Annotated in this window: 23 protein-coding genes; 7 read left to right on the forward strand and 16 right to left on the reverse strand. The window is 71.0% G+C overall.

Going from position 1 to position 23,187, the window contains the following annotated elements; translation table 11 throughout:
* Window positions 1–218 precede the first annotated feature (218 nt).
* Genes A4X17_RS09575 through A4X17_RS09595 form a run of 5 tightly spaced genes read left to right on the forward strand, consistent with a single transcriptional unit; the run spans window position 219 to window position 4,398 of the window.
* Window positions 219–1,244, forward strand: a complete 1,026-nt coding sequence (locus A4X17_RS09575) for an iron-siderophore ABC transporter substrate-binding protein (RefSeq protein ID WP_064295446.1) — start codon at window positions 219–221, stop codon at window positions 1,242–1,244.
* Window positions 1,244–2,287: an iron ABC transporter permease gene (locus A4X17_RS09580; protein WP_231884349.1), complete on the forward strand. Its 1,044-nt coding sequence runs from the start codon at window positions 1,244–1,246 to the stop codon at window positions 2,285–2,287. The genes A4X17_RS09575 and A4X17_RS09580 overlap by 1 nt, the downstream gene beginning before the upstream one ends.
* Window positions 2,284–3,336 (forward strand): iron chelate uptake ABC transporter family permease subunit, encoded by a 1,053-nt coding sequence (locus A4X17_RS09585; RefSeq protein WP_064295448.1) that lies wholly within the window; start codon window positions 2,284–2,286, stop codon window positions 3,334–3,336. The genes A4X17_RS09580 and A4X17_RS09585 overlap by 4 nt, the downstream gene beginning before the upstream one ends.
* 34 nt (window positions 3,337–3,370) lie before the next feature.
* Complete coding sequence (locus A4X17_RS09590; RefSeq protein WP_064295449.1) at window positions 3,371–4,174, forward strand: ABC transporter ATP-binding protein; 804 nt, start codon at window positions 3,371–3,373, stop codon at window positions 4,172–4,174.
* 38 nt (window positions 4,175–4,212) lie between these two features.
* The gene (locus A4X17_RS09595) at window positions 4,213–4,398 is read left to right on the forward strand and encodes a hypothetical protein (protein WP_064295450.1); all 186 of its coding nucleotides are present in this window, start codon (window positions 4,213–4,215) and stop codon (window positions 4,396–4,398) included.
* Window positions 4,399–4,404: 6 nt separating this feature from the next.
* Here A4X17_RS09595 and A4X17_RS09600 read toward each other — a convergent pair whose 3' ends face one another.
* Entirely contained in the window at window positions 4,405–4,869 is a 465-nt protein-coding gene (locus A4X17_RS09600; RefSeq protein ID WP_064295451.1) for a carboxymuconolactone decarboxylase family protein, read from the reverse strand.
* A gap of 101 nt (window positions 4,870–4,970) precedes the next feature.
* Entirely contained in the window at window positions 4,971–5,189 is a 219-nt protein-coding gene (locus tag A4X17_RS09605) for a hypothetical protein (RefSeq protein WP_064295452.1), read from the reverse strand.
* Between the two features lie 25 nt (window positions 5,190–5,214).
* Here A4X17_RS09605 and A4X17_RS09610 point away from each other — a divergent pair, with 25 nt between their 5' ends.
* Window positions 5,215–5,760: a CGNR zinc finger domain-containing protein gene (locus A4X17_RS09610; RefSeq protein ID WP_064295453.1), complete on the forward strand. Its 546-nt coding sequence runs from the start codon at window positions 5,215–5,217 to the stop codon at window positions 5,758–5,760.
* Here the strand turns inward: A4X17_RS09610 and A4X17_RS09615 are convergent.
* The 7 genes from A4X17_RS09615 to A4X17_RS09645 form a co-directional block, all read right to left on the reverse strand.
* A complete protein-coding gene (locus A4X17_RS09615) occupies window positions 5,749–6,933 on the reverse strand; it encodes an ATP-binding protein (RefSeq protein ID WP_064295454.1) in 1,185 nt (394 codons plus the stop codon). The two genes, A4X17_RS09610 and A4X17_RS09615, sit on opposite strands and share 12 nt — an antisense overlap.
* Before the next feature lie 96 nt (window positions 6,934–7,029).
* Window positions 7,030–8,211, reverse strand: a complete 1,182-nt coding sequence (locus tag A4X17_RS09620; protein ID WP_064295455.1) for a M20 family metallopeptidase — start codon at window positions 8,209–8,211, stop codon at window positions 7,030–7,032.
* On the reverse strand, window positions 8,208–9,878 hold the full coding sequence (locus A4X17_RS09625) for an amidohydrolase (RefSeq protein WP_064295456.1): 1,671 nt from the start codon (window positions 9,876–9,878) through the stop codon (window positions 8,208–8,210). Before A4X17_RS09625 ends, A4X17_RS09620 begins: the two co-directional genes overlap by 4 nt.
* Window positions 9,878–11,341, reverse strand: coding sequence for an amidohydrolase (locus tag A4X17_RS09630; protein ID WP_064295457.1), 1,464 nt, complete (start codon window positions 11,339–11,341; stop codon window positions 9,878–9,880). The genes A4X17_RS09625 and A4X17_RS09630 overlap by 1 nt, the downstream gene beginning before the upstream one ends.
* Window positions 11,338–12,012 carry an FMN-binding negative transcriptional regulator gene (locus A4X17_RS09635; protein ID WP_064295458.1) on the reverse strand — a complete coding sequence of 225 codons (675 nt, stop codon included), beginning with the start codon at window positions 12,010–12,012 and terminating at the stop codon, window positions 11,338–11,340. The genes A4X17_RS09630 and A4X17_RS09635 overlap by 4 nt, the downstream gene beginning before the upstream one ends.
* Window positions 12,009–12,989, reverse strand: coding sequence for a hydroxymethylglutaryl-CoA lyase (locus A4X17_RS09640; protein WP_064295459.1), 981 nt, complete (start codon window positions 12,987–12,989; stop codon window positions 12,009–12,011). Before A4X17_RS09640 ends, A4X17_RS09635 begins: the two co-directional genes overlap by 4 nt.
* Window positions 12,986–14,260, reverse strand: coding sequence for a hydroxymethylglutaryl-CoA reductase, degradative (locus A4X17_RS09645; protein ID WP_064295460.1), 1,275 nt, complete (start codon window positions 14,258–14,260; stop codon window positions 12,986–12,988). Before A4X17_RS09645 ends, A4X17_RS09640 begins: the two co-directional genes overlap by 4 nt.
* 202 nt (window positions 14,261–14,462) lie before the next feature.
* On the opposite strand from A4X17_RS09645, the gene A4X17_RS09650 reads away from it, so the two are divergent.
* Window positions 14,463–16,268, forward strand: coding sequence for a GAF domain-containing protein (locus A4X17_RS09650; RefSeq protein WP_064295498.1), 1,806 nt, complete (start codon window positions 14,463–14,465; stop codon window positions 16,266–16,268).
* Window positions 16,269–16,282: 14 nt separating this feature from the next.
* On the opposite strand, the gene A4X17_RS09655 is transcribed toward A4X17_RS09650, so the two are convergent.
* Genes A4X17_RS09655 through solA form a run of 7 tightly spaced genes read right to left on the reverse strand, consistent with a single transcriptional unit; the run spans window position 16,283 to window position 23,103 of the window.
* Complete coding sequence (locus A4X17_RS09655; protein WP_064295461.1) at window positions 16,283–16,708, reverse strand: cupin domain-containing protein; 426 nt, start codon at window positions 16,706–16,708, stop codon at window positions 16,283–16,285.
* A 37-nt stretch (window positions 16,709–16,745) separates the two neighbouring features.
* Window positions 16,746–17,519 carry an ABC transporter ATP-binding protein gene (locus tag A4X17_RS09660; RefSeq protein ID WP_064295462.1) on the reverse strand — a complete coding sequence of 258 codons (774 nt, stop codon included), beginning with the start codon at window positions 17,517–17,519 and terminating at the stop codon, window positions 16,746–16,748.
* A complete protein-coding gene (locus tag A4X17_RS09665; protein ID WP_064295463.1) occupies window positions 17,516–18,385 on the reverse strand; it encodes an ABC transporter ATP-binding protein in 870 nt (289 codons plus the stop codon). The genes A4X17_RS09660 and A4X17_RS09665 overlap by 4 nt, the downstream gene beginning before the upstream one ends.
* Window positions 18,386–18,442: 57 nt before the next feature.
* The gene (locus A4X17_RS09670; RefSeq protein ID WP_064295464.1) at window positions 18,443–20,014 is read right to left on the reverse strand and encodes an ABC transporter substrate-binding protein; all 1,572 of its coding nucleotides are present in this window, start codon (window positions 20,012–20,014) and stop codon (window positions 18,443–18,445) included.
* Window positions 20,011–20,991, reverse strand: coding sequence for an ABC transporter permease (locus A4X17_RS09675; protein WP_064295465.1), 981 nt, complete (start codon window positions 20,989–20,991; stop codon window positions 20,011–20,013). Before A4X17_RS09675 ends, A4X17_RS09670 begins: the two co-directional genes overlap by 4 nt.
* Window positions 20,988–21,938, reverse strand: coding sequence for an ABC transporter permease (locus A4X17_RS09680; RefSeq protein ID WP_064295466.1), 951 nt, complete (start codon window positions 21,936–21,938; stop codon window positions 20,988–20,990). Before A4X17_RS09680 ends, A4X17_RS09675 begins: the two co-directional genes overlap by 4 nt.
* 4 nt (window positions 21,939–21,942) lie before the next feature.
* Complete coding sequence (solA, locus tag A4X17_RS09685; RefSeq protein ID WP_064295467.1) at window positions 21,943–23,103, reverse strand: N-methyl-L-tryptophan oxidase; 1,161 nt, start codon at window positions 23,101–23,103, stop codon at window positions 21,943–21,945.
* Between the last annotated feature and the right edge of the window lie 84 nt (window positions 23,104–23,187).

The raw sequence follows: 23,187 nt of genomic DNA on the forward strand, positions 1-23,187 counted from the left end.
TCGGTTGTCCGATTCGCGAAGGAACGCGTCGGATCCGCTCGATTGCGCCAGGATCGGTTGCCAGCTAACTTTGGTTAGGCAACCCTTCATCTCCTTCTCCTCGTGCATGATGCCGGCCGCTCACGGTCGCCATACCCGACCCCTCGACGACGTCCTCCGGCGCAGTCGTTCGTCGTGCCCGCACGCAGGTGTCAGCCAGCAGCACCCGAAAGGACCCCATGCAGCGCGCACCACGTCTCATCGCCCTCTCCGCGGCGGCGTTCCTCACCATCGGCCTCGCGGCCTGCTCGTCGTCGTCGGCCGACGAAGGCACCGGCAGCGGCGACGGCTTCACGCCGATCACGATCGAGCACGCCCTCGGCACCACGACGATCGACGCCAAGCCGGAGCGCGTCGCCACCGTGAACTGGGCGAACCACGAGGTGCCACTGGCCCTCGGCGTCGTGCCCGTCGGGATGGCCGCTGCGAACTTCGGTGACGACGACGGCGACGGGATGCTCCCCTGGGTCGAGGAGAAGCTCGAAGCGCTCGACGCCGAGACCCCGGTGCTCTTCGACGAGACCGACGGGATCGACTTCGAAGCCGTCGCCGACACGAACCCCGACGTTATCCTCGCCGCATACTCGGGGCTCACCCAGGAGGACTACGACACCCTCACCGAGATCGCCCCCGTCGTGGCCTACCCGGAGACCGCCTGGGGCACGTCCTGGCGCGACACCATCCTGTTCAACAGCGAGGCCATGGGCATGGCTGACGAGGGCGAAGCACTCGTGACGCAGCTCGAAGACGAGATCAGCGACGCGGCGGCGGCGTACCCGCAGCTCGAGGGCAAGACCGCGATGTTCCTCACCCACGTCGACACCAGTGACCTCAGCGAGGTCAGCTACTACACGACCCACGACACCCGCACCGCGTTCTTCGAGGACCTCGGCCTCGCGTTCCCCGAGAGCGTCGCGGCGGCCTCCGCCGAGACCGAGTCGTTCTCCCTCACGCAGAGCGCCGAACAGGCCGACGCGTTCAGCGACGTCGACATCATCGTGACGTACGGTGGCGACGAGCTCATCGCGGCGCTCGAGGCCGACCCGCTGCTGTCGCAGATGCCCGCGGTCGCGAACCGCGCCATCGTCGCCCTCCCCGGCACCAGCCCCCTCGGAACCGCCGCCAACCCGACGCCGCTCTCGATCTCCTGGATCCTGGACGACTACCTGAAGCTGCTCGCGCAGGCGGCTGACCAGGCGGCGTGATCACCGGCACCGCCACCCCGCCCGCCTCGGGTGTCGCCGTCGTGCGACGCCCGAGGCGGGTTCGTGGGCTCTGGCTCCTCGTCGCAGCCCTCGTCCTCCTCGCCGCGATGGTCGGTTCCGTGACGATCGGCTCGCGCGACGTCGACTGGTCGGCGGTCCTCGGTGCCTTCGCGGGTGGCGTGGACGGCTTCGACCAGGCGGCCGTGGCCAAGCGGATCCCACGCACGCTCCTGGCGGTCGTGGCCGGTGCGGCGCTCGGCGTCTCCGGCGCCGTCATGCAGGGTGTGACCCGTAACCCCCTCGCCGACCCGGGCATCCTCGGGATCAACCTCGGCGCCTCCCTCGCCGTCGTGACCGGTCTCGCCTACTTCGGGCTCGCAGCGGCGAACACCACCGTCTGGGTCGCGATCATCGGTGCCGGAGCCACGGCGGTCTTCGTGTACACGGTCGGCTCGCTCGGCCGCGGTGGCGCGACCCCGCTCAAGCTCGCCCTCGCCGGGGCCGCGACGTCGGCCACCCTCGCCTCCGTCATCACCGCCGTCGTGCTGCCCCGCGGCGACATCGCGAGTAGTGTGCGGTCCTGGCAGATCGGGGGCGTCGGTGGCGCCACCGTCGTCCAGCTCGAGCAGGTCCTCCCGTTCCTCGTCGTCGGGTTCCTCGTCTGCCTGCTGTCGGCCCGCGGCCTCAACTCCCTCGCACTCGGCGACGACCTCGCCGCCGGCCTCGGCGAACGGGTCGCCATCGCACGCGGTGCGGCGGCCCTCGGTTCGGTGGTGCTCTGCGGGGCGGCGACCGCGGTCACCGGTCCCATCGGCTTCGTCGGGCTCGTCGTACCGCACGCCTGTCGGCTCATCGTCGGCGTCGACCACCGGTGGCTCCTCCCCTTCTCCGCCGTCGTCGGGGCGATCCTCCTCACCGTCGCCGACGTCCTCGGCCGCATCGTCGCCCGCCCCGCGGAGATCGACGTGGGCATCATCACCGCGCTGATCGGCGCACCGATCTTCATCGCGATCGTCCGACGCCAGAAGGTGAGCGCCCTGTGACCGGCGTCGACGAGCAGACGCCCTCGACCATCGACCGCGTCGTCGGTGGACGCCGGGTGCGCCGTCGTCGCCGGGTCGCCGTCATGACCGCCCTCGCCGCGCTCATCGTCGCGGTCTTCCTGATCTCGCTGATGGTGGGCAACACCTTCTATCCGCCGAGCGACGTCGTGCGCGTCATCCTCGGTCACGACGTGCCGGGCGCCTCCTTCGCCGTCGGACGGTTGCGGCTCCCCCGGGCGGTCCTCGCGGTCGTCGCCGGCGCCTCGTTCGGCCTGGCCGGCGTCACCTTCCAGACGATGCTCCGGAACCCCCTCGCGAGCCCGGACATCATCGGCATCAGCGCCGGGTCGAGCGCAGCCGCCGCCTTCGCGATCGTCACCCTCTCGCTCGGCGCGACCGAGGTGTCGGTCTTCGCCATCGTCGTCGGCCTCGCGGTGGCGGTCCTCGTCTACGTCCTGGCCTACCGCGGCGGCGTCGCCGGAACCCGACTCATCCTGATCGGCATCGGTGTCGCCGCCATGCTCGACAGCGTCACGACGTACATCCTGTCGCGGGCGGCCCAGTGGGACCTGCAGGAGGCCACCCGGTGGCTGACCGGCAGTCTCAACGGGACGAGCTGGTCGCAGCTCGGTCCGGTCGTCGTGGCACTGCTCGTGCTCGGCCCCGTCCTCCTCGCCCAGTCGAGGAACCTCGCCGCGACCCGACTCGGCGACGACACCGCCGCCGCACTCGGCGTCCGCGTCGGCCGGACCCGGTTGATCATCATCGTCGCGGCCGTCGGGCTGATCGCGTTCGCGACCGCGGCGTCGGGTCCCATCGCGTTCGTCGCGTTCCTCTCCGGCCCCATCGCCTCGCGGGTCGTCGGCCGCGGCGGGTCGATGCTCGTGCCCGCCGCGCTCGTGGGCGCCCTCCTCGTCCTCGTGGCCGATCTCACCGGGCAGTACCTCCTCGGCGCACGCTACCCCGTCGGCGTCGTGACCGGGGTGCTCGGGGCGCCGTTCCTCATCTGGCTCATCATCCGCACCAATCGCGCCGGTGGCTCGCTGTGACCGGCACGCCGCCCGACCATCCCGGAGGCACCCTGTGACCACGGAACACCAGCTCCTCGTCGAGCGACTCGCACTCGGCTACGGCGACCGGACCGTCATCGACGGACTCGACCTCCTCGTTCCGCCCGGTCGGGTGACGGCGATCGTCGGCGCGAACGCCTGCGGCAAGTCGACGCTGCTGCGATCGATGTCCCGCCTGCTGACGCCTCGGAGCGGCCGCGTCGTCCTCGACGGCAAGGACGTGCACCGACTGCCGGCGAAGCAGCTGGCACGCACGCTCGGCCTGCTCCCGCAGTCGCCCATCGCGCCGGAGGGGATCACGGTCGCCGACCTCGTCGGCCGGGGCAGGCACCCGCACCAGGGCTTCCTCTCGCGCTGGAGCACCGAGGACGACGTCGCTGTCGCCGCAGCCCTCGACGCCACCGAGACGAGCGAGCTCGCGGACCGGCACGTCGACGAGCTGTCCGGCGGACAGCGTCAGCGCGTGTGGATCGCGATGGCGCTCGCGCAGCAGACCGACCTGCTCCTCCTCGACGAACCGACCACCTTCCTCGATGTGAGCCACCAGGTGGAGGTGCTCGACCTCCTCACCGACCTCAACCGTTCGCGCGGGACGACCATCGTCATGGTGCTCCACGACCTGAACCTCGCCGCACGATACGCCGACCACCTCATCGCCCTCGCCGGCGGCCGCGTCCATGCGGCGGGGACGCCCCACCAGGTGCTGACGGAGTCGGCGGTGCGCGCGGTGTTCGGACTGCAGAACCAGGTCATCACCGATCCGACCTCGGGCAGGCCGCTCATGCTGCCGATCGGCCGTCACCACGTGACGGTGTGAACGGCGGCGTCACCGCCGACCGCGTCTAGGCTGGGCGCATGGGTGATGAGGACCGCCGGAAGCGAGCCGCCGAGCAGGAGGCCCGGGCACTGCGTGCGCTCGAGTCGATCAGGAACGGTGGCGATCTCGGCCAGGAGACGCTCGACCTCTCGAACGAGTACTCCGACGGGCTGGGCACCCGCGTCGCAGCGTGGTTCCGCGGCGCGAGACGCCGGAAGGACTGACCGCCGTCAGTCCGCCTGCTCCGGGCGCACCGGGTAGTGGCTCGTGATCGAGACGCGGTTGAAGGCGTTGATGACGATCGCCAGCCATCGGACGGCGGCGATCTGACCGTTCGTGAGCGTCGACAGGTCGTCGTCCGGCAGTCGCCGGCGATGTTGCACGTCCGCGATGAGGGTGACGTCCTCGGTGATCGCGAGGGCTGCCTGCTCCACCGGGCTGAAGTACTCGCTGTCGCGCCAGGCGGACAGGATGGCGAGGCGTTCCGTGGTCTCGCCGAGCGCGATCGCATCGGCGACGTGGATGCGCAGGCAGTACGCGCAACCGTTGATCTGTGAGGCCCGGATCCGGATCAGCTCGATGAGCCGCTTGTCGATGCCGGTGGCGAGGGCCGCTCGACCCGCGGCGCGTCCGGTCTCGACGAGCGCCTGATAGACCTCGGGTGATTCCTTGTCGAGCCAGACGTCGGCGCTCATGGGGTTCCTCTCGTCACTGGGCGGGCGCGGTCCCGCATGCATGCGTCCAACGCTAACGCGCGCGGCGGGAGGACGTCACCGTGGTCCGTCTCGGTGCTGCATCACCGCGGCGGGATGTCCTGGCGCGTGACCGCGACCGCTGGTTCGTCGGCGTGGGGTCGCAGTTCCACCCGACGACTGCCGCAGGCGGTACACCGGAGGTAGCGCAGCGACCCCTCCGAGGTGATATGCGCCGACTCCGTCGCCCAGGTGTGGCGGCAGGCGTCGAGGGCGTTCGGCGACGGTTCGGAGGACTGCGGGGGTGCGTCGAGGAGGGTCATGACTCCACCATGATGTAATGGCGTTATGCATCTCAACCCTTACGGTTCGTACGCCGTCCTCCTGGCCGCGTCGCTGGCGAACGACTGGCCCGACGACCGGCACGGCATCGTCGCCCGCACCCGCGAGCACGGGATGACCATGCCCTTCACCGAGGTGACCGACGACCACGCCCGAGTCCGCCGGGTCGTCGACGAGTGGCTGACCGTCGTCGACGCGGCAGACGATCAGGCCAGGGCGGCCGCGCTCAACCGCCAGATGGCTTCCGCGGCCGCGTTCCCGCGGCTGACGGACCACGACGGCGAGGGGTGGCACCTGCACTACCGCGACGAGCATCAGGCGCTCCCCGAAGTCCTGGCCGCGGTGATCAGCGTCGGGACCGCCCTCCACCTGACGACGAGGGGGATGCAGCGGCTCGGTCGGTGTGCCGCGGGGACCGAACCCGGCGACACGTGCCGGCGGGTCGTCGTCGACGTCACCCGCAACGGCCGTCAGCGCTACTGCTCGGTGCGGTGCGCCAACCGGTCGGGCGTCCGCAGGCACCGCGCACGCGCGGGCGGCTCAGCCCGCTGACCGGGCGTCGGGCAACAGGAACCAGATGCTCGCTCCCCCGAGACCCGACTCGTCGATCTCGATCCGGCCACCGTGCGCCTCGACGATGCGTCGGCAGGTCGAGAGGCCGATGCCGAGGCCGGCGACCTCGCTCCCCGCCGCGCGTTCCATGAGGTCGAAGACGCGCTCACGCTGCTCCGGAGCGACGCCGGGACCGTTGTCCTCGACCGCGACCAGCACCCCGGCGGAGACCCGCTCGGCCTGGACGAGCACGTGCGGGACGACTCCGGCGGCCGCACTGAACTTCACGGCGTTCGCGATCAGGTTCTGCAGCAGGGCTCGCAGCAGCGTCTCGTCGCCGTGCACCTGGAGGCGCGTGTCGACCTCGACGGTCGCGCCGGTCGAGGTGATGGTCGCGTCGAGGTCCTCGACCACGGAGGACACGAGCGGCTCGAGGTCGATCGGGACGCGTCGCGGACGGGCGCCACCGATCCGTGCGAAGTCGAGCAGGTCGGTGATCATCGCCGCCATCCGGTCGGCGGCGGACTCGGCTCGCGCGAGCGCCTTCGCCGCGTGTGGCGCGTTCACCATCTCCGGACTGTCGGTCGCGAGCTCGAGGAACCCGGAGACCGCCATGAGCGGGTTGCGCAGGTCGTGGCTCACCTGCCCGGCGAACTGGGCGAGCTGTTCGTTGGACTGGCCGAGCTCGTGCGTCAGGCGAAGCAGCTCGAGGACGTCGACGACCTGCCTCGCGAGGAGGTCCAGGGCTTTGCCCTGTTCCGCGGACAGCTCTCGGACACGGTCGTCGAAGATGCACAGGGTGCCGATCGGGACGCCGTCGGGGGTGATGAGCGGGCTCGACGCGTAGAAGCGGACGTTGGCGAGCTCACCGGTGACGAAGGGGTTCGCCGCGAAGCGTGGGTCCTCCCGAGCGTCCGAGACGATCGTCCGCACCCGCTGTTGGAACACGACCGCGCACATCGAGTCCTCGCGCGAGCAGCTCGCCGGTTCCAACCCGACCGCGGCGATCTGGTGCTGGAACCGGTCGTCGATGATGTTGATCACGGCGGTCGGCACGTCGCACATGGCCGCGGCGAGGTGGACGAGACTCTCGAGGTCCGTCTCGGGCGGACGACCGACGACCTGGTACTCGGCGATCGCGGCACGCCTCGTGATGTCCTCTGCGGTGATCACGCGCGGCCTTTCGTCGTCGGAATCCGGAACGTGTCCATGCTACCCATCCAGGGCACGTGCGCTGCCCCAGCTGTCGGGGATGTCTCATCCCAGCGGTCAACGGAGCCGGAGTCGCCTCCAGGCGAGTTCGGCGAGCACCGCGGCCTGCAGGTCCAGAACGCCGTCATCGAACACCGCGCGCTCGGAGTGCAGCGCGACGGATCCCTCGTCGGGGGCGGCGCCGACGAAGACGAGCGTGCCGGGGACCTCGTCGAGGATGTAGGCGAAGTCCTCCGACGCCATCGACGGCACCTCCTGGCGGATGACCCGGTCTGGCCCTACGAGTGAGTCGAGCGTGCTGAGGACGAACCGCGTCTCCTCCGGGTCGTTGACGGTGACGGGGTAGGACGCGATGAACGTCGACTCGAGGGTGCAGCCGTGCGCCTCGGCGATCGCGGTCAGCAGCTCGGGCAGCTGCTCGCGCACCGTGTTGAGCGTCGCCTTCGACAGCGTGCGGATGTTCGCCTCCAGGCTGACGGCCGAGGCGAGCACGTTGCTGGCCTCGGAGTCGCTGCTCACCCGGGTGACGGAGATGACGGCCTGGTCGGTGGCCGGGAGCCGACGGGCCGCGAAGGTCTGCATCGCGAGGATGAGGTGTGCGGCGACCGGCACCGGGTCGACGGCGAGGTGCGGAAAGGCCGCGTGACCGCCCGTCCCACGGATGGTGAGCTGCAAGGCGTTGGCACTCGCCATCATCGCGCCCTCCCGCGTGACGAGCTGCCCGCGTGGGGTGCTGCAGTCCACGTGCAGTGCGTACGCCGCGACGGGTCGTTCTCCGGCGATGTCGAGCAGACCTTCCTCGAGCATGAGCCGTGCGCCGGCCTGGCCCTCCTCCCCCGGCTGGAACATGAACACGACCGTGCCGGCGAGGTCGGCGCGACGGGCGGCGAGCAGGCGGACGGCGCCGAGGAGGCCCGCCATGTGGAGATCGTGGCCACAGGCGTGCATGGCTCCGGACGTCGACGCGAACGGCAGCCCGGTCGCCTCGGTGACCGGCAGACCGTCCATGTCGGCACGGAGCAGCACGGTGGGGCCCGGAGCACCACCCCGGAGGACGGCGACGACCGAGGAGAGGCCGGTGCCCGTCGTGACCTCCAGGCCGAGCCCGGCGAGTTCGCGCAGGATGATCCCCTGGGTCGCGGGCAGGTCGAGGCCGACCTCGACGGCCTGGTGCAGTTCGCGCCGGACCGCCACGAGCTCGTCGCGTATCGCCGTCGCGTCCTCCTGGAAGCCGGTCACGAGCGCATCGCCTCGACGTGCGGCGAGCGCCGGTACACCTGCTCACCGCGGATCCACGTCTCGGCGACCCTGACGCTGGCGATCTCGTCCGCGGGGACGGAGAAGACGTCGCGGTCGAGGACGGCGAAGCTGCCGTCGTACCCCGTGGCGATCCGACCGACGCTGTCGAGCGGCGAGAGCAGGCCGGCTCGTCCCGTGTACAGCAGGAGCGCCTGGGCGACGCTGACGGCTTCCTCGGGGACGAAGTCGGCGCCGTTGTAGGCCTGTCGTCGGACGGCGGCCTCGACGGAGAGCATGACGTCGTCGGCGCCGCTCCAGGCGGTGGCGGGGCGGTCGGAGGAGAGCGCGAGTGGCCCGATGGTGCGGAACAACCGGGCGATCGGGTAGGCGTCGGGGACCTGTTCGGCGCGGAGTGCGAGTTCGTAGCCGTCGTATTCGGCGAAGAAGAACACGGTGTGGGTCGCGATCCCGAAGGTCATGCGCGCCGCGCGGAGCCGTTCGGCGTACTCCTCGCTGATGATGGTCGCGTGCTCGATGCGGACGGACGGGATACCGTCGAGCCAAGGCTCCTGGTCTGCGAAGAGGCTCGCGACGCGGTCGAGCGCTTGATCACCCATGGCGTGCACCGCGAGCTGGACGCCGTTGCGGCGAGCCCAGGCGCCGGCTGCGAGCACGTCGTCGTCCTCGACGAGTCGGAGTCCGTGGTCGCAGGATTCGGGATACGGTTCGGCGACCCAGGCGGTGCGGTTCGAGTAGGCCCCGTCGAGGACGACCTTCACCCCGCCGATGCGGATCCGCCCCTCGCGATCGTCAGGGGTCAGCTCGTCGAGTGGCGCGGAGGGGTCCCAGCCCGGGTAGAGGGCGACGCGGGTGCGGAGCCCCTTGGCGGCAGCGGCGCGGAAGGCGTCGAGGGGGTCGTGCAGCCGGTTGGACAGCAGGTCGCACACGGCGACGATCCCTCGCGAGGCCAGTTCCTCGCCGATCGCGACGAGCGAGGCGACCTGCTCGTCGCGTTCCGGCACGGGGATGAACCTGGCGACCGCATCGACCGCGGCGATCTCGGTGAGGACGCCGTTCGGTTCGCCGTCCGGTCCGCGTTCGAAACGTGCTCCGGCCGGGTCGGGCGTGATGGCCGTGATGCCCGCGAGGCGGAGCGCCGCGGTGTTGCAGACGGCGGAATGGGCGTCGCAGCGCCAGACGAGGACGGGGCGTTCGGCGGACACCGTGTCGAGATCGGCCGCGGTCGGCATCCGCCCCTCGGGGAACTTCGTGTCGTCGAACCCTCGGCCGAGCACCCAGGCGCTCGGCGCGGTCAGGGTCGCCTGGTGCTCACGCAGCCGCTCCACGAGTCCGTCGATCGAGACCACCGACGGCGGGAAGCACTCGGCGGCCACAGCAGTGGCGGCCATGAGCGCCGGGTGGGTGTGGCTGTCGATGAGGCCGGGGAGCACGGTGCGTCCGCCGAGGTCGACCGCGGGTTCCCCCGCGATGGCGGACGCTTCGCCCACCCAGTCGAAGCGGCCGTCGACGATGCGGAATGCGGAGGCGACGTCCGTCTCGTCGGTGCCGGTGAACACCCGGGCGTTCGTGAAGAGCTGCGAGGTGGTCGGCGTCGCGGTGGGTTGCGGCGTCACGGTGGGGGTCTCCGTCTCGGTCTCGGCTGCCATCAGATCGCGCGCCAGGTGAATCGACCGCCGAGCAGGGTCGCGGCGACCGGCATCGACCGCAGCCGTTCGGCGTCGGCGTCGAACGGGTCGAGGTCCGTGATGACGAGGTCGGCGGGCTGTCCGACCGCGATCGACGTCCGGACGCTCGCGGCCAGGGCCACGTCCAGCGGGAGCCGTTGCTCGGGGTGCCAGGCGTCGCGGCCGTCTCGACTCCGGCTCGTCGCGGAGGCGATCGCCTGCCACGGGTCGAGGGGCGAGACCGGAGCATCCGAGCCGAGTCGGAGGCCGACGCCTGCGCGGTGCAGGGATCCGAACGCGAAGGCGCGACCCGTGCGGCCGCTCCAGTGGCGGTCGGCGACGTCGCGGTCGTCCATCGCGTGCTCGGGTTGCACGCTCGCGATGAGCCCGAGGCTCGCGAACCGGGCGAAGTCCTGCTCGCGCACGAGCTGGGCGTGCTCGATGACGCCACGCATCCCGAGCGCTTCGAAGGTGTCGAGGACCTCGGTGTTGGCTCGGTCGCCGATCGCGTGGACGGCCGCCTCGATCCCGGCGCTCCTCGCTCGTTCCAGCAGTCGGCGAAGCTCGTCGACGGAGACGCTCTCGACCCCGCAGGCGTGCGGGCTCGAGGGGTCGACGCCCGGATACGGGTCCCAGCACCAGGCGGTCCTCGTGTTGAGGGAACCGTCGACGACGACCTTGAGTCGTCCCATGGTGAGGAGTCCGGCCGGGTCGATCGCGTCGCCGGTGCGGAGTCCCGCCGCGATGACGGACTCTAGTCGGTCGGGCCACGCGGCGGCCTCGATCCGCAGGCTCGTCGCGCCGTCCGCGATGCGCTCGGACCACTCGCCGAGGTTGTCGGTGTTCTCGAACTCGACGATCCCGACGACGCCGCGGCGGGCTGCCGCGTCGGCGGCGTCCCGGTAGGCGTGCGCGGCGAGCCCGGAGCGCTGGTCGATCCGCTGCAGCGCCTCGATCCACGGTGCTTCGGCGACGACACCGCTCGCGTCGAGGTCCAAGCCGAGGCGTCGCGCGGCGCGCGTGTTCATCCAGGCGCAGTGCAGGTCGCCGCTGACGAGGACGACCGGTACGTCCGATTCGGTGGCCTCCAGCGCGGCGAGGGTCGCCTGCTGCGTCCACAGGCCGTCGCGGAAGCCGTACCCCATGAGGAACCCGTCGGTGAGGGGTGCATCGGTGTCGACCGCGCGACGGACGGCCGCGAGGACGTCGGCCGCGCTCGCGGTGGCGGTCAGGTCGATCCGGCGCCGCTGGATCACCCACTGGGTCATGTGGACGTGGGCGTCCCAGAGCCCCGGTCCGACGGTGCGTCCGGCGACGTCCACGACCTCGCCGGACGCCTGGACCGTCCCGGCCGGTCCGATCTCGGCGATCCGACCGTCGCGGACGAGGATGTCGACGGGCTCGCCGCCGGAGGGCCGTGCATTCCGGAGCGTGAGCTCGGTCACGGTGTCCGTGTCCCGTCGTCGGTGGTCGGCGCCGTCGTCCCCGTGTCGAGCCCATGGAGGGCGGCCATGCGGGCGGCCAGGGTCACGTTCTGGTACGGACCCGGCTCCCCGAGCGCCGTGACGACCCGTTCGACGACCGCGGCCGGTTTGTCCTGGCTCATCTTCTCCTTGGCCTCGAACCGGGTCACGCGCAGGCGGAACCCGACCGTCCCGTGGACGATGCGCGCCGCGTACTCGCTGTTCGCGATCGTCCCGTTCATCAGGTACGGCTCGGGCAGCACACGCTCGAAGTGGGCGACGAGGCGGTCGAGTACCTGCAGGTTCTCCTCGTCCGAGAGCAGTTCGGGCACCCCGTACAGGTGAGCGACCGCGAAGTTCCAGGTGGGGACGGCCGGCGAGGTGTCGTACCAGCTCGGGGACACGTACCCCTGGGGCCCGTAGACGATCACCATGACCTCATGCTGGCCGAGCTCGTGCAGTCGCTCATCCGGCCGCCCGACGTGGCTGAGGAGCACGATCCCGTCCTCGTCCTCCTCGAGCAGGACCGGATAGTGCGACGAGACGAGCCCACGACCGGGGACGTGACTGACGACCGTCGCCCAGGGGTGCTCGCGCACGAGTGCGCGGACGGCTTCGACGTCGCCCTGGACGTACTCGGGGGTGTGCCTCATCTGCCGCCTCCTGCGGTGCTCGGGGTCTCGACCGCGGACGCTGCGGCCGCCAGGGCCGTCGCCACGTTCGAGGGGGCTGCGACGCCCCGGACGCGCGCCAACCAGGCGGTCGTCGCGGCGAGGGCCCCGAGGTCGAGCCCGGTCTCGATCCCGAGCCCGTGGAGCATCCACACGAGGTCCTCGGTTGCGAGGTTACCGGTGGCGCCCTTCGCGTACGGGCAGCGACCCAGGCCACCCACGGAGGAGTCGAACTCGGCGACGCCCAGGGAGAGCGCCGCGTACACGTTGGCGAGTCCCTGCCCGTAGGTGTCGTGCAGATGCAGCGCGACCGCCTCGACCGGTATCCCGGCGGCGAGCACGTCCCGGACGACGCGGGTCGTGAGCCCGGGCGTCCCCACGCCGATCGTGTCGCTGACGGCGACCGTCGAACACCCGGCGCGGTCGAGCCGCACGGCGGCCTCGACGACCGTCGCCGGATCGACAGCACCCTCCCAGGGGTCCCCGAACGCCATCGACACGTAGCCGCGCACCGGGACGCCCTCCGCGGTCGCGGCGGCGACGACCTCCTCGGCCCGTTCGACGGCCCCCTCGCGCGAGGTGTTGAGATTGGCCCTGGCGAACGACTCCGAAGCGCTCACGACCACGGAGACCTGCCGGACACCCGCGTCGATCGCCCGCTGCAGGCCGCGCAGGTTCGGCACGAGGGCGACGGCGCGTGCACCCGTCGGCACCTCGAGTCCCGCGACGAGCCGTTCCGCATCCGCGAACTGCGGGATCCAGGTGGCCGGTACGAAACTCGTCACCTCGAGGTCCCGCGACCCCGCCTCGTACAGGCGCCGACAGAGTTCCGCCTTCAACGCCGTCGGCAGGATGTCCGTCTCGGCCTGCAGCCCGTCCCGCGGTGCCACCTCGTAGACGCGCACCCGGGTCGGGAGACCGTCCACCGGTTCCATCCGGGGCTGCGGAAGGCCGCTCATGCCGACGTCGCCCGGAGCTCGTCGAGCACCTCACGCGCGTACTCGACCCGGATCCGACGGTCGGCGACGATCCTCGACGCGACCGCCCCGATCTCGTCCACGGTCGCGCCGGCGCTCGCCGCGATCGTCCGGGCGTGCAGGGTCATGTGGCCGCGCTGGATGCCCTCGGCGGCGAGTGCCCGGCACGCGGCCAGGTTCTGGGCGAGGCCCACGGAGGCGATGACGGCCGCGAGTTCCCGGGCCGTCTCGACGCCGAGGAGGGTGACGCCCGCCTGCGCCGTCGGATGTGCCTTCGTCGCTCCACCGACGAGTCCGACGGCCAGTGGGACCTCGATCGTGCCGACGAGGTTCCCGTCGGCGTCCTGCTCGAACTGTGACAGCGCCGAGTAGCGACCGGACCGCGCCGCGTGAGAGTGGCAACCGGCTTCGACCGCCCGGGTGTCGTTGCCCGTGGCGAGGACGACGGCCGTGATGCCGTTCATGATGCCCTTGTTGTGCGTGGCCGCCCGGTACGGATCGGCCTCGGCGAACGCGCTCGCGGCGACGATGTCGGCGACGACCTGCGCACCACCGAGGAGGTCGGCGTCGAAGACCGCTCTCGCCCGGGTGATGCGCTGATCGGCCTTGTTCGTGAGGATCCGCAGGAGGGTCCGCGATCCGGCGATCTCGGCGATGCGGGGCGCGATCGCCTCCGCCATCGTGTTCACGGCGTTCGCGCCCATGGCGTCGCGGACGTCGACGTGGAGGTGGACGATGACCTGCGTCCCGACGCGCGTCGGCAGGATCCGGACGTCGATGTCTCGGGCGCCACCGCCGAAGGAGACGAGGATCGGGTCGAGCTCGTTCGCGAGGGCGAGCAGTTCGTCCCGGGCCTCGAGGACACGGAGCCGCGCGGCGTGCGGGTCGACCGCGTCGAGGACCTGGATCTGCGCGATCATGACGTCGCCCGACGACGACGTCCGGAAGCCGCCGTGCACGCGCGCGATGCGGGCGGCGTTGGAAGCCGCGGCGACGACGCTCGGCTCCTCGGTCGCCATGGGGACGAGTCGGTCCTGGCCGTCGATGGTGAAGTTCGTCGCGACGCCCACCGGGATGGCGATGACGCCGACGACGTTCTCCACCAGGTGGTCCGCCTGGGCGATCGACAGGCCGGCGTCGGGTCGCAGTGCGGCGAGCGCCTCCGCCTCGATCCCGGCCCCCTCGGCGACGAGCTCGAGCCGCTCGTCCGGCGTGTGGTCGCGCAGCCCCTGGATTCGGCTGTTTCTCGGCATGGGTCGCCCTTCGGTACAGGCAGACACCGGATCCTCGGTGCTGCGGTCAAGACGACCCTAGGAGCGGTGATCGTCGACGACGATGGGTGGATGACTCAGCGGATCAACGATCGTGTGGGTGGATCCCACACCCCGCTGGACCGGCCGTCGCTCTAGACTCCTGAGGGACCAGTCAGGAGACCCGATGCGAGAGCCTGCCGACATGCGAACGGCCACCGACCTCGTCGACGCCGACCCCGTCCACGACACCGAGCGGGAGCTGATCCGGCTGCGACGCCGCGAGCACGAGCTCTCCGCCCTGTTCTCCAGCGCCCGTGAACTGGCCGAGCTCCGCGACAGCGACGCCGTGCTCGCCAGGCTCGTCCAGCGCGCCCACCAGATGATGGGTGTCGATCTGGCCTACCTGTCCGAGTTCGACCCGGTCACGCACGAGTTGCGGGTCCGCGAGACGAGTGGCTCCGTCAGTCCGTCGTTCCAGACGCTCCGGGTGCCTCCCGGGCGAGGGCTCGCGAGCGTCGTCGTCGAATCGCGCACGGCCCAGTGGGTCGCGGACTACTCCGACTACTCGACCGACCGACACGAGCGCGGCATCGATGACGCGGTCGCAGCGGAGGGGCTCGTCTCCCTGCTCGGCGTGCCGATGCTCACGAGCGACGACGTCCTCGGCGTCCTGTTCGTCGGCAACCGCGACCGGAAGGACTTCTCCCCCGACGAGGTCGCGCTCCTGGCGGCGCTCGCGGACCACGCCTCGGTCATCCTCCAGACGACGCAGACCCTCCGCGACCTGCAAGACTCCGAGGACGCCAGCCGACGGAACCTCGCGGACCTCACCGCCCACCTCGTCGAACGCGACCGGGCGAACACCGTCCACCAGGAACTCGTCCAGGCGGTCCTCGCGGGGGGCGGATTCGCACCCGTCGCGGAGACGCTCGCCACCGCACTCGGCCGTGCGGTCGCCGTGACCGACGCGCAGGACCGGGTGATCGCTGCGGCAGGGCTCCCGCTCTCCCCCGGCATGCTCGACCTCGACGACGCCACCCGCGCAGCCATCACCGACAGCCGTCGCTCGGGCCACTGCGTCCTGGTCGCGAGCGGTGGTGTCGGAGCGGTCGCCGCCCTGTCCGCCGGCAGCCGGCACTTCGGCGTGCTCATCCTCGGTGACGGCGACTTCGAGCTCGGCGCCGTCGACCTCCGCACCGTCGAACGCGCGGCCCAGGTCGCGGCCCTCCTCGAGCTGCAGCAGGAGGCGGCCTCGGGCGCAGACCACCGCGTCCGCAGCGAACTCATCGCCGACCTCCTCGACGACGTGCCCGAACGCCGATCCGACGTCGAACGACGCGCCAGGCGCCTCGGCATCGACCTGCGCGAACTCGACTCCCTGCTCCTCCTCGCCGTCCCGGGAGACCAGCAGACCACCGCCGCCCGGGCGCTCAGCCGCCGACTCGACGACCACGCGCTCGTCGGCGAGTACCGCGGGTACGTCGTCGCCGCACACGCCTCCGACCGCCGGCCGCTCGACGCCGACGCCGTCCGCCGACACGTCGCCGGCAGCATCCAGCAGCCCGTCGTCGCCGTCGTACCCCGCACCGCTCCCGACGCCCTCACCTCCGCGTTCACCAGCGCGATGCGTACCGCCAGACTCATCGCCGCGCTGGAACTCTCGGACCTCACCGCATCGACCGACGACTTCCTGCCCTACTCCGCGATCTTCGACACCGATGCGCGGGCGCTCGCCGACTTCCTGCGCGACACCATCGGACTCGTCCGGCGCTACGACGCCGAGCGGAACGCCGACCTGCTCGGGACGCTGCGTGCGTTCGTGCGGAACAACGCGAGCCCCACCCGCACGGCGCGCGCCCTGAACTTCCACACGAACACGATCCTCCAGCGGCTCGACCGGCTCGACCAGGTGCTCGGAGCGTCCTGGCGCGAGGACGAGCGCATGTTCCGGCTCGGCATCGCCGTCCGTCTCGACGAGCTCCGTGAGCAGTTGCAGGCCGGACGGTAGGCGAGGTCGCCGGATCAGCGGTCCGTGTCCGCGGCGAAGGCCTCCGCGCCCGACTGCGGGAACGGGTTGCCCGTCGGCCGGCCGAAGACGAGGATCATCTCGGCCACGGCGTCGGACTCGTTGCGGACACCGTGGACGAGCCCGGCCGGCGCATAGAACGCGTCGCCGGATCGCAACAGCCTCCGGTGCTCACCCGAGGTCACGACGAGTTCGCCCGCGGTGACGACGTACAGTTCGTCGGAGCTGTTCGGCGAACAACTCGCGTCGTCACCCTCCAGGTGGAGGTGCTCTCCCTCTGCTGCTCCGGGTTCGAGGCGATACCGCATGACCGATGACGGCAGGGCCGTGGTCTGCTGGAAGTACCACTCCAGATCGATCCGGCCCGGGCCCTCGTACAGGGCCACCTCGTGAGCGTTGTCGCCGAGTCGTTGCACGCGCATCCGGTTCCTCCTGGTGGTCGTCGATCGGTGGGTGGGATCAGGTCCGGTAGAGGACGGGCATCGACTCGAGGAGTTCGCGCGTGTAGGCGTCCTGAGGTCGGGTCATGACCTGCTCCCCCGTCCCCTCCTCCACGACGCGGCCGTTGCGCATCACCGCCACCCGATGCGCGACGTGATGGACGACCGCCAGGTTGTGGGTGATGAAGAGGTAGGTCACGCCCGTCTCCTCCTGGAGGCGGACGAGCAGGTTGAGCACCTGCGCCTGCACGGAGACGTCGAGGGCCGAGGTCGGCTCGTCCAGGACGACGAACTCCGGCTTCGCCGCCATGGCCCTGGCGATCGCGATGCGCTGCCGTTGCCCACCGGAGAACTCGTGAGGGAAGCGCCCCGCGGCGTCCCCCGGCAGCCCCACCTGGTGGAGCGACTCGACGACCCGAGCTCGACGAGCTGCCGCCCCCAGCCCTGCGGCGACGAGCGGTTCGGCGATCGAACGTGCCACCGTGAAGCGCGGGTCGAGGGAGTCGTTGGGGTCCTGGAACACCATCTGCACCCGCCGCCGGTGCGTCCGCAGCGCCGACCCACGGAGCCGCGAGACGTCGCCACCGTCGAACTCGATGCAGCCCGAGCTCGGTCGCCGCATCAGGAGGATCGCCCGGGCGAGGGTGCTCTTCCCGGAGCCGGATTCTCCGACGAGTCCGAGCGTCTCGCCCCGACGCACTTCGAGCGACACGTCGTCGAGCGCGAGCGTCGCGTGCTCACCGTGTCCGAACCGTTGCGTGACGCCGTCGACGCGGAGCAGAGTGTCGCTCATCGGACCTCCTCCAGGACCGCCGGCGCCTCGGCGAAGTCGTTGTCGACGGGGATGACCGCCAACGGCGACCGCACCGGCACCGACGGTCGCGGAATGCTCTCGAGGAGCGCCCGGGTGTACGGATGCTGCGGGTCCGCGAGGACCCGCTCGGCGCGGCCGGTCTCGACGATGCGCCCGCGGTACATCACGGCGACCCGCTCGCAGAGCTGCCCGATGACGCCGAGGTCGTGGCTGATGAACAGGACGCCCATCCCCGTCTCGTCGCGCAGAGTCCGCAACAGCTCCAGGATCTGTGCCTGCACCGTCACGTCGAGCGCGGTCGTCGGCTCGTCCGCGACGAGCAGGGTCGGTCCGGCGGCCACCGCGATGGCGATCACGACTCGCTGGCGTTGACCGCCGGACAGCTGGTGGGGGTAGTAGCCGAGCCGTCGTTCCGCGTCGGGCATCCGCACGAGGTGCAGGATCTCCAACGCCCGCGCCCGAGCCTGCCGTTTGTCGGCGATCCCGTGGATGCGGAGGACCTCGGCGATCTGCGCCCCGATCCGCATGCACGGGTTGAGGGCGGACATCGGCTCCTGGAACACCATCGAGGCGCGCGCTCCGCGGAGCCCCGACCAGTCCCGTTCCGTGGCGCCCTGCATGTCGGTCCCCGCGACGTCGAGGCGGGACGCCGTGACCGTCGCCGAGTCCGGCAGCAGCCCCATCATCGCGAGGGCGATGCTCGACTTCCCGCTCCCGGACTCGCCGATCACCCCGACGATCTCCCCCGGACCGACGCGCAGGGACACGTCCTGCACCGATGGCGCAGCGCCACCGTAGGCGATGCTCAGCCTCTCCACGTGGAGGGCGTCGACGTCTCGATCCATGGTCAGACCAGCTTTCGCTCGAGTGGTGCGGGAGGGACGGTGGGGTGGACGACAGGACTACTGGCTCAGCCAGGCCTCGTCGAGCCGGTACCTGGAGTAGTACGCGTCGCTCTGGTAATCGTGCAGCTTGGCGCTGTCCCAGACCTCGAAGTAGACCGGGACCGCGACCGGCACGATCTCGAGCACCTGCTCGGCCGCTTCCTCTGCCAGCTGGTCGACGAGCTCGGCGTACTCGGCCGGGTCCGAGGCGCTCTTCGCCTGCTGGAAGAGCTCTCGAGCCGCATCCGCCTCGGGGTTCCCCTCCCAGTGGTTGTAGACCCCGCCGTCGACGAGCACGGGGTCGTAGTAGAACAGCGACGCCGCACGAGGGCTGCCCGGGATGGCGACGAGATCGGTCCAGCTCTCACCGGTCGTGAAGACCGGGGCGATCTCTGACAGCGGCTTCGCGTCGAGCTTCAGGGTGATGCCCGCTTCGGCGAGCTGCTGCTGCATCATCTCGTAGACGGGGTGGTGCGACTGCGCGACGTCGCCCATGTAGCTGAGCGTGATGGTCGGGTTCGGCTGGCCGGCGTCCGCGAGGAGTTCCTTCGCGCGGCTGACGTCGCGCTCGTAGTACGGCAGCCCCTTCGGGTCGAGCGCGCCGGGGTCACCGGCCGGTGGCACGAACGACAGCGCGGCGTAGCCGAGCATCGCCGTGTCGACGAGGGCCTGGCGGTCGAGGGACAGCGCGACGGCGCGACGGACGTCGATGTCGGCGAGCGGCCCGGTCTCCGGGTTGATGTAGATCGCGAGGTTCTGGCGGTAGGACGCCTCCCCGAGGGTGAATCCAGCCTGGACCGCCTGATCGGCGAGGCTCCCGTCCGTGAAGTACGCGGCCTGGATGCTGCCCTGCTGCAGCGCGGCGAGGCGTGCGGACTCGTCGGGGATGAAGTCGAAGACGATCTCGTCGAGGTACGGTTTCGTGTCCTGCCAGGCGTTCTCGTTCTTCGCCATCGTGACGCTGACACCGTCGCTCCAGTCGGTCACCTGGAACGCGCCGGTCCCGAAAGTGGTCCGCTGCCGCTCGTCCGGGGTCGCCGCGCCATAGCCCTCCTCGCTCACGATGAAGAACGTCTGGCGTGCGGAGACCGCGTCCACGAAGGTGCCGTCCGGTGCGCTGAACCGGAACGTGACCTCGGTCTCACCGGTCTTCTCGATGCTCGAGACGTTCGCCAGGTAGGTGCTCGCCGACGTGGTGGCCTCTTTCATGAGGGTGAAGGAGTAGACGACGTCGTCGGCGCTGAACGCGCTGCCGTCGGCGAAGGTGACATCGTCGCGCAGCTCGAAGACCCAGGTGAGTTCGTCCGGTTGCGACCACTCGGTGGCGAGCGCCGGGATGACCTCGCCGTCGTCGTCCTTCGCGAGCAGCGTGTCGTACGCGACGGCGTTGATGACCTCGGCGGCGATCGCGCTGGCGGCCATCGGGTCGAGTCCGCCGGCCGACGGCTCGGCCGGGACGCCCCAGTGCAGGGTGCCGCCGGCGACCGGGTCGCCGCCCGCGTCGGCCGTGGATCCGCCGGGCGCACAGCCGCTGAGCGCGAGGGACGCCGCCACGATGGCGACCGTCCCCGCGAGGATGCGTGTCTTCATTGCTGCCTCTTCTCTGGAGCGTCGTCCGTGGACGCCGCGTCGATGGTGGTGCGGGATGACGTGCCGTGGTGCGCCACTGCCGTTCCCCGACGCCCGCGTGGGCGGCCGAGCGAGAACGCGGGCTCCCGCCTCGGGGCGAAGTGGTCCTGGAGCCCGTCGGCGAGGAGGTTCCAGGCCGCCGAGAGCAGGATGATCACGAGGGAGGGCAGGACGATGAGGAGGGGCTGCACCTGCATGAAGCGCGTGAACTCGCTGATCATGCGGCCGGCCGAGGGTTCGGGCGCCTGGACACCCTGACCGAGGTAGCTGAGCGCGGCTTCGATGAGGACCACCTGCGAGGCGACGGACGCGAACTGCACGAAGAGCGGCGTCAGGACGTTGGGGAGCAGGTGCTCGACGATCACCCGATGTCCCCGCACGCCACTGAGCGTCGCTGCGAGGACGAAGTCCCGTTCGCGCAGCGCGATGACCGGGGCTCGCATGACCCTGGCGAATCCCGGCGCGAACACGAGGCCGAGCGCGATGATGAGCGGCCACGGCCCGGTGCCGATGACGACCCCGACGACGAGCGCGACGAGGATCGCGGGCAGGGCGAGCGCCGCGTCGACGATCCGCATGATGATCGCATCGACCCAGCCGCCGAGGTACCCGGCCACGAGCCCCAAGGCCGTACCGATGACCGCGCCGAGTAGGGCGGCGGCGCCCGAGATGAGCAGACTCGTCCGTGCGGCGAGCGCCAGGCGGGTGAGGTTGTCGCGACCGAGGTTGTCGGTGCCGAGCAGGTGGTCGAGGCTCGGCGCGGCGAGGGCCGGTCCGGACGCGGCGAACGGGTCGTAGGGCGGCGCGAGGGTCATCCACCCGGCGAGCAGGAGGATGCCGACGAGGATGCCGGATCCACTCCAGAAGGCGGGGCCGAACCCGTTGCGACGGCGGCGGCCGTCGATCTTCGCGAGCGCGATGGCGCGGGTGACCGTCATGACGTGTGGACCCTCACTCGTGGGTCGATCAGCGGGTAGATCAGATCGACGATGAAGTTGATGAGCACGTAGACCGTGCCGATGAGCAGCACCGTCGCCTGGATGATCGGGTAGTCGGACGAGCGGATGCCGGTGAGGAGGAGCGAGCCCATCCCGGGGAGCGCGAACACGGTCTCTATGACGACCGTCCCGCCGACGAGCGCGGCGAGTTCGATCCCGATCACGGTCGTGACCGGGATGAGGGCGTTGCGCAGCGCGTGCCGGCCGACCAGTCGGGACGGTGACGCCCCTTTGGCCCGCGCCGTGCGGACGAAGTCCTGTCCGAGCGTGTCGAGCAGGGTGCCGCGGGTGTACCTGGCGACGATCGCCGCGAGGACGAGACCGATGAGGAGCGCCGGCAGGACCAGCACGCCCACGAGTCGCAGCGGATCCCCGCTCGCCCCCGCCGTACCCACGAGCGGCAGGCGCAGGGTGAGTGAGTTCACGAGGATGAGGACGGTGCCGAGCACGAACGGCGGCGTCGCGAGGAGCACGAAGGACAGCCCTCGGACCGCGTTGTCGGGGGCCCGACGCCACCGGGTCGCTGCGAGGACACCGGCCGGGATGCCGAGGACGGTCCCGAACAGGGTCGCCATGACGGCGAGGGTGAGGCTGAGCGGGAGGCGCTGGGCGATGAGGTTGGACACCTCGTTCGGGACGGTGATGGCTCGTCCGAAGTCACCCTGCAGGACACCGAGCAGCCACGCGAGGTACTGCGTCAGCCAGGGTCGATCGAGGCCGAGCTCCGTGCGGAGGGCGTCGAGTGCGGCCGGGTCGGGGTTCGAGGGGTCCGCGAACGCCGACAGGGGGTCGCCCGGGATCACCCGGACCATCGAGAAGACGAGGACGGACAGGACGAACAGGACGAAGAGCGACGACAGGACCCGGGAGACGATGTATCGCGCCATGGGATCAGCTCACGGAGGTCGGCATCGGTGAGACGCGGTCGGCGCTGCGGGCGTGGGACGGGGCGAAGCTCGAGATGTCGTCGCTCGTCCGCCCGTCGAGTGCGAGCTCCGCGAGGATGCGTCCGAACGCGGGCGTGAACTTGAAGCCGTGACCGGCGGCGAGGGCGACGATGACGTCCGGGTGCTCCTCGAGCGGGCCGAGGACGAAGTTCCGGTCCGGGGTGAGCGCGTACTGGCACGTCACCGTGCGGAGCTCGCGGCCCGACGCCGGCACGAGGTCCGCCATGAAGTCGGCCAGCTGCCCGGTGAGCTCCGGCGACGGGACGAAGGTGCGCTCCGCCGGCGACATGCGGTTCTCCGAGACGTCGCGTGCGGCCTTCACGGTCGGTTCCCCGAAGGTCGGGAAGCCGTAGTAGCACTCCTCGTCCTCCCAGATCCACACCGGGAACCGCTCGCGATCGAGCTGCTCGGCATCGGACGGGCGGAAGTAGGTGACCTGCTCCTGCATCACGTCGAGCGGGATCGCCGCGTCGAGCGGCTCGAGCAGCTCGTTCGCCCAGGCGTCGGCGGCGAGGACGACCTTGCCGGCACGCACCGGCCCGCTGGAGGTCTGCACGACGACGCCGGCTCCGTCAGGGGTGAGTGCGTCGACCCGGGTGCGGTCGCGGATGTCCGCCCCGAGCGCCCGAGCACGGAGCTGGAGCGTCGCGACGGTACGGGCCGCGTGGGCGATGCCGGTGTCGGCGGTGTAGACCGTCTCCACGTTCTCGGGGATCCGGAACTGCGGCCAGCGCGCCTGCACCTCGACCGGCGTCAGCAGCTCGTGCGGCACCCCGCACTCATCCAGGGCCGCGGTGAAGTCGGTGGCCGAGTAGGGTCCGTCGACCGGCAGGAAGATGACGCCACCCGTGATGGTGAGCAACCGTTCGCCCGACTCCTGCTCGAGGTCAGCCCAGTCGCGGTACGCCGACTGCGCGAGTCGCGCGTACTGCGGAGCCCCGTACGACGTCCGGACGATCCGCGAGGTGTCGTGCGAGGCGCCGCGGACGTGCCCGAGTTCGAACTGCTCGAAGGCGACGACCTTTGCGCCCCGACGGGCGAGGTGGTAGGCGGCGGCACTGCCGAGAGCTCCCATGCCGACAACCGCGACGTCGAACGATTCCATCCGGTGGTGCTCCTTCGTGCTTGCCCGATCGATTCAGGCAAGTGTGCTGGAGCTCCGGAGACCGGCCTATGGACCGATGACCCA

Origin of the sequence: Plantibacter sp. H53, from assembly GCF_001650455.1 — a bacterium.
Lineage (GTDB): Bacteria > Actinomycetota > Actinomycetes > Actinomycetales > Microbacteriaceae > Plantibacter > Plantibacter flavus_A.

Bases quoted from the DNA above. Each gene is read 5' to 3' on its own strand.
- A4X17_RS09575 (WP_064295446.1), top strand. From the start codon at position 219: ATGCAGCGCGCACCACGTCTCATCGCCCTCTCCGCGGCGGCGTTCCTC.
- A4X17_RS09595 (WP_064295450.1), top strand. From the start codon at position 4,213: ATGGGTGATGAGGACCGCCGGAAGCGAGCCGCCGAGCAGGAGGCCCGG.
- A4X17_RS09600 (WP_064295451.1), bottom strand. From the start codon at position 4,869: ATGAGCGCCGACGTCTGGCTCGACAAGGAATCACCCGAGGTCTATCAG.
- A4X17_RS09605 (WP_064295452.1), bottom strand. From the start codon at position 5,189: ATGACCCTCCTCGACGCACCCCCGCAGTCCTCCGAACCGTCGCCGAAC.
- A4X17_RS09610 (WP_064295453.1), top strand. From the start codon at position 5,215: ATGCATCTCAACCCTTACGGTTCGTACGCCGTCCTCCTGGCCGCGTCG.
- A4X17_RS09625 (WP_064295456.1), bottom strand. From the start codon at position 9,878: ATGGCAGCCGAGACCGAGACGGAGACCCCCACCGTGACGCCGCAACCC.
- A4X17_RS09635 (WP_064295458.1), bottom strand. From the start codon at position 12,012: ATGAGGCACACCCCCGAGTACGTCCAGGGCGACGTCGAAGCCGTCCGC.
- A4X17_RS09640 (WP_064295459.1), bottom strand. From the start codon at position 12,989: ATGAGCGGCCTTCCGCAGCCCCGGATGGAACCGGTGGACGGTCTCCCG.
- A4X17_RS09645 (WP_064295460.1), bottom strand. From the start codon at position 14,260: ATGCCGAGAAACAGCCGAATCCAGGGGCTGCGCGACCACACGCCGGAC.
- A4X17_RS09650 (WP_064295498.1), top strand. From the start codon at position 14,463: ATGCGAACGGCCACCGACCTCGTCGACGCCGACCCCGTCCACGACACC.
- A4X17_RS09655 (WP_064295461.1), bottom strand. From the start codon at position 16,708: ATGCGCGTGCAACGACTCGGCGACAACGCTCACGAGGTGGCCCTGTAC.
- A4X17_RS09660 (WP_064295462.1), bottom strand. From the start codon at position 17,519: ATGAGCGACACTCTGCTCCGCGTCGACGGCGTCACGCAACGGTTCGGA.
- A4X17_RS09665 (WP_064295463.1), bottom strand. From the start codon at position 18,385: ATGGATCGAGACGTCGACGCCCTCCACGTGGAGAGGCTGAGCATCGCC.
- A4X17_RS09670 (WP_064295464.1), bottom strand. From the start codon at position 20,014: ATGAAGACACGCATCCTCGCGGGGACGGTCGCCATCGTGGCGGCGTCC.
- A4X17_RS09675 (WP_064295465.1), bottom strand. From the start codon at position 20,991: ATGACGGTCACCCGCGCCATCGCGCTCGCGAAGATCGACGGCCGCCGC.
- A4X17_RS09680 (WP_064295466.1), bottom strand. From the start codon at position 21,938: ATGGCGCGATACATCGTCTCCCGGGTCCTGTCGTCGCTCTTCGTCCTG.
- solA (WP_064295467.1), bottom strand. From the start codon at position 23,103: ATGGAATCGTTCGACGTCGCGGTTGTCGGCATGGGAGCTCTCGGCAGT.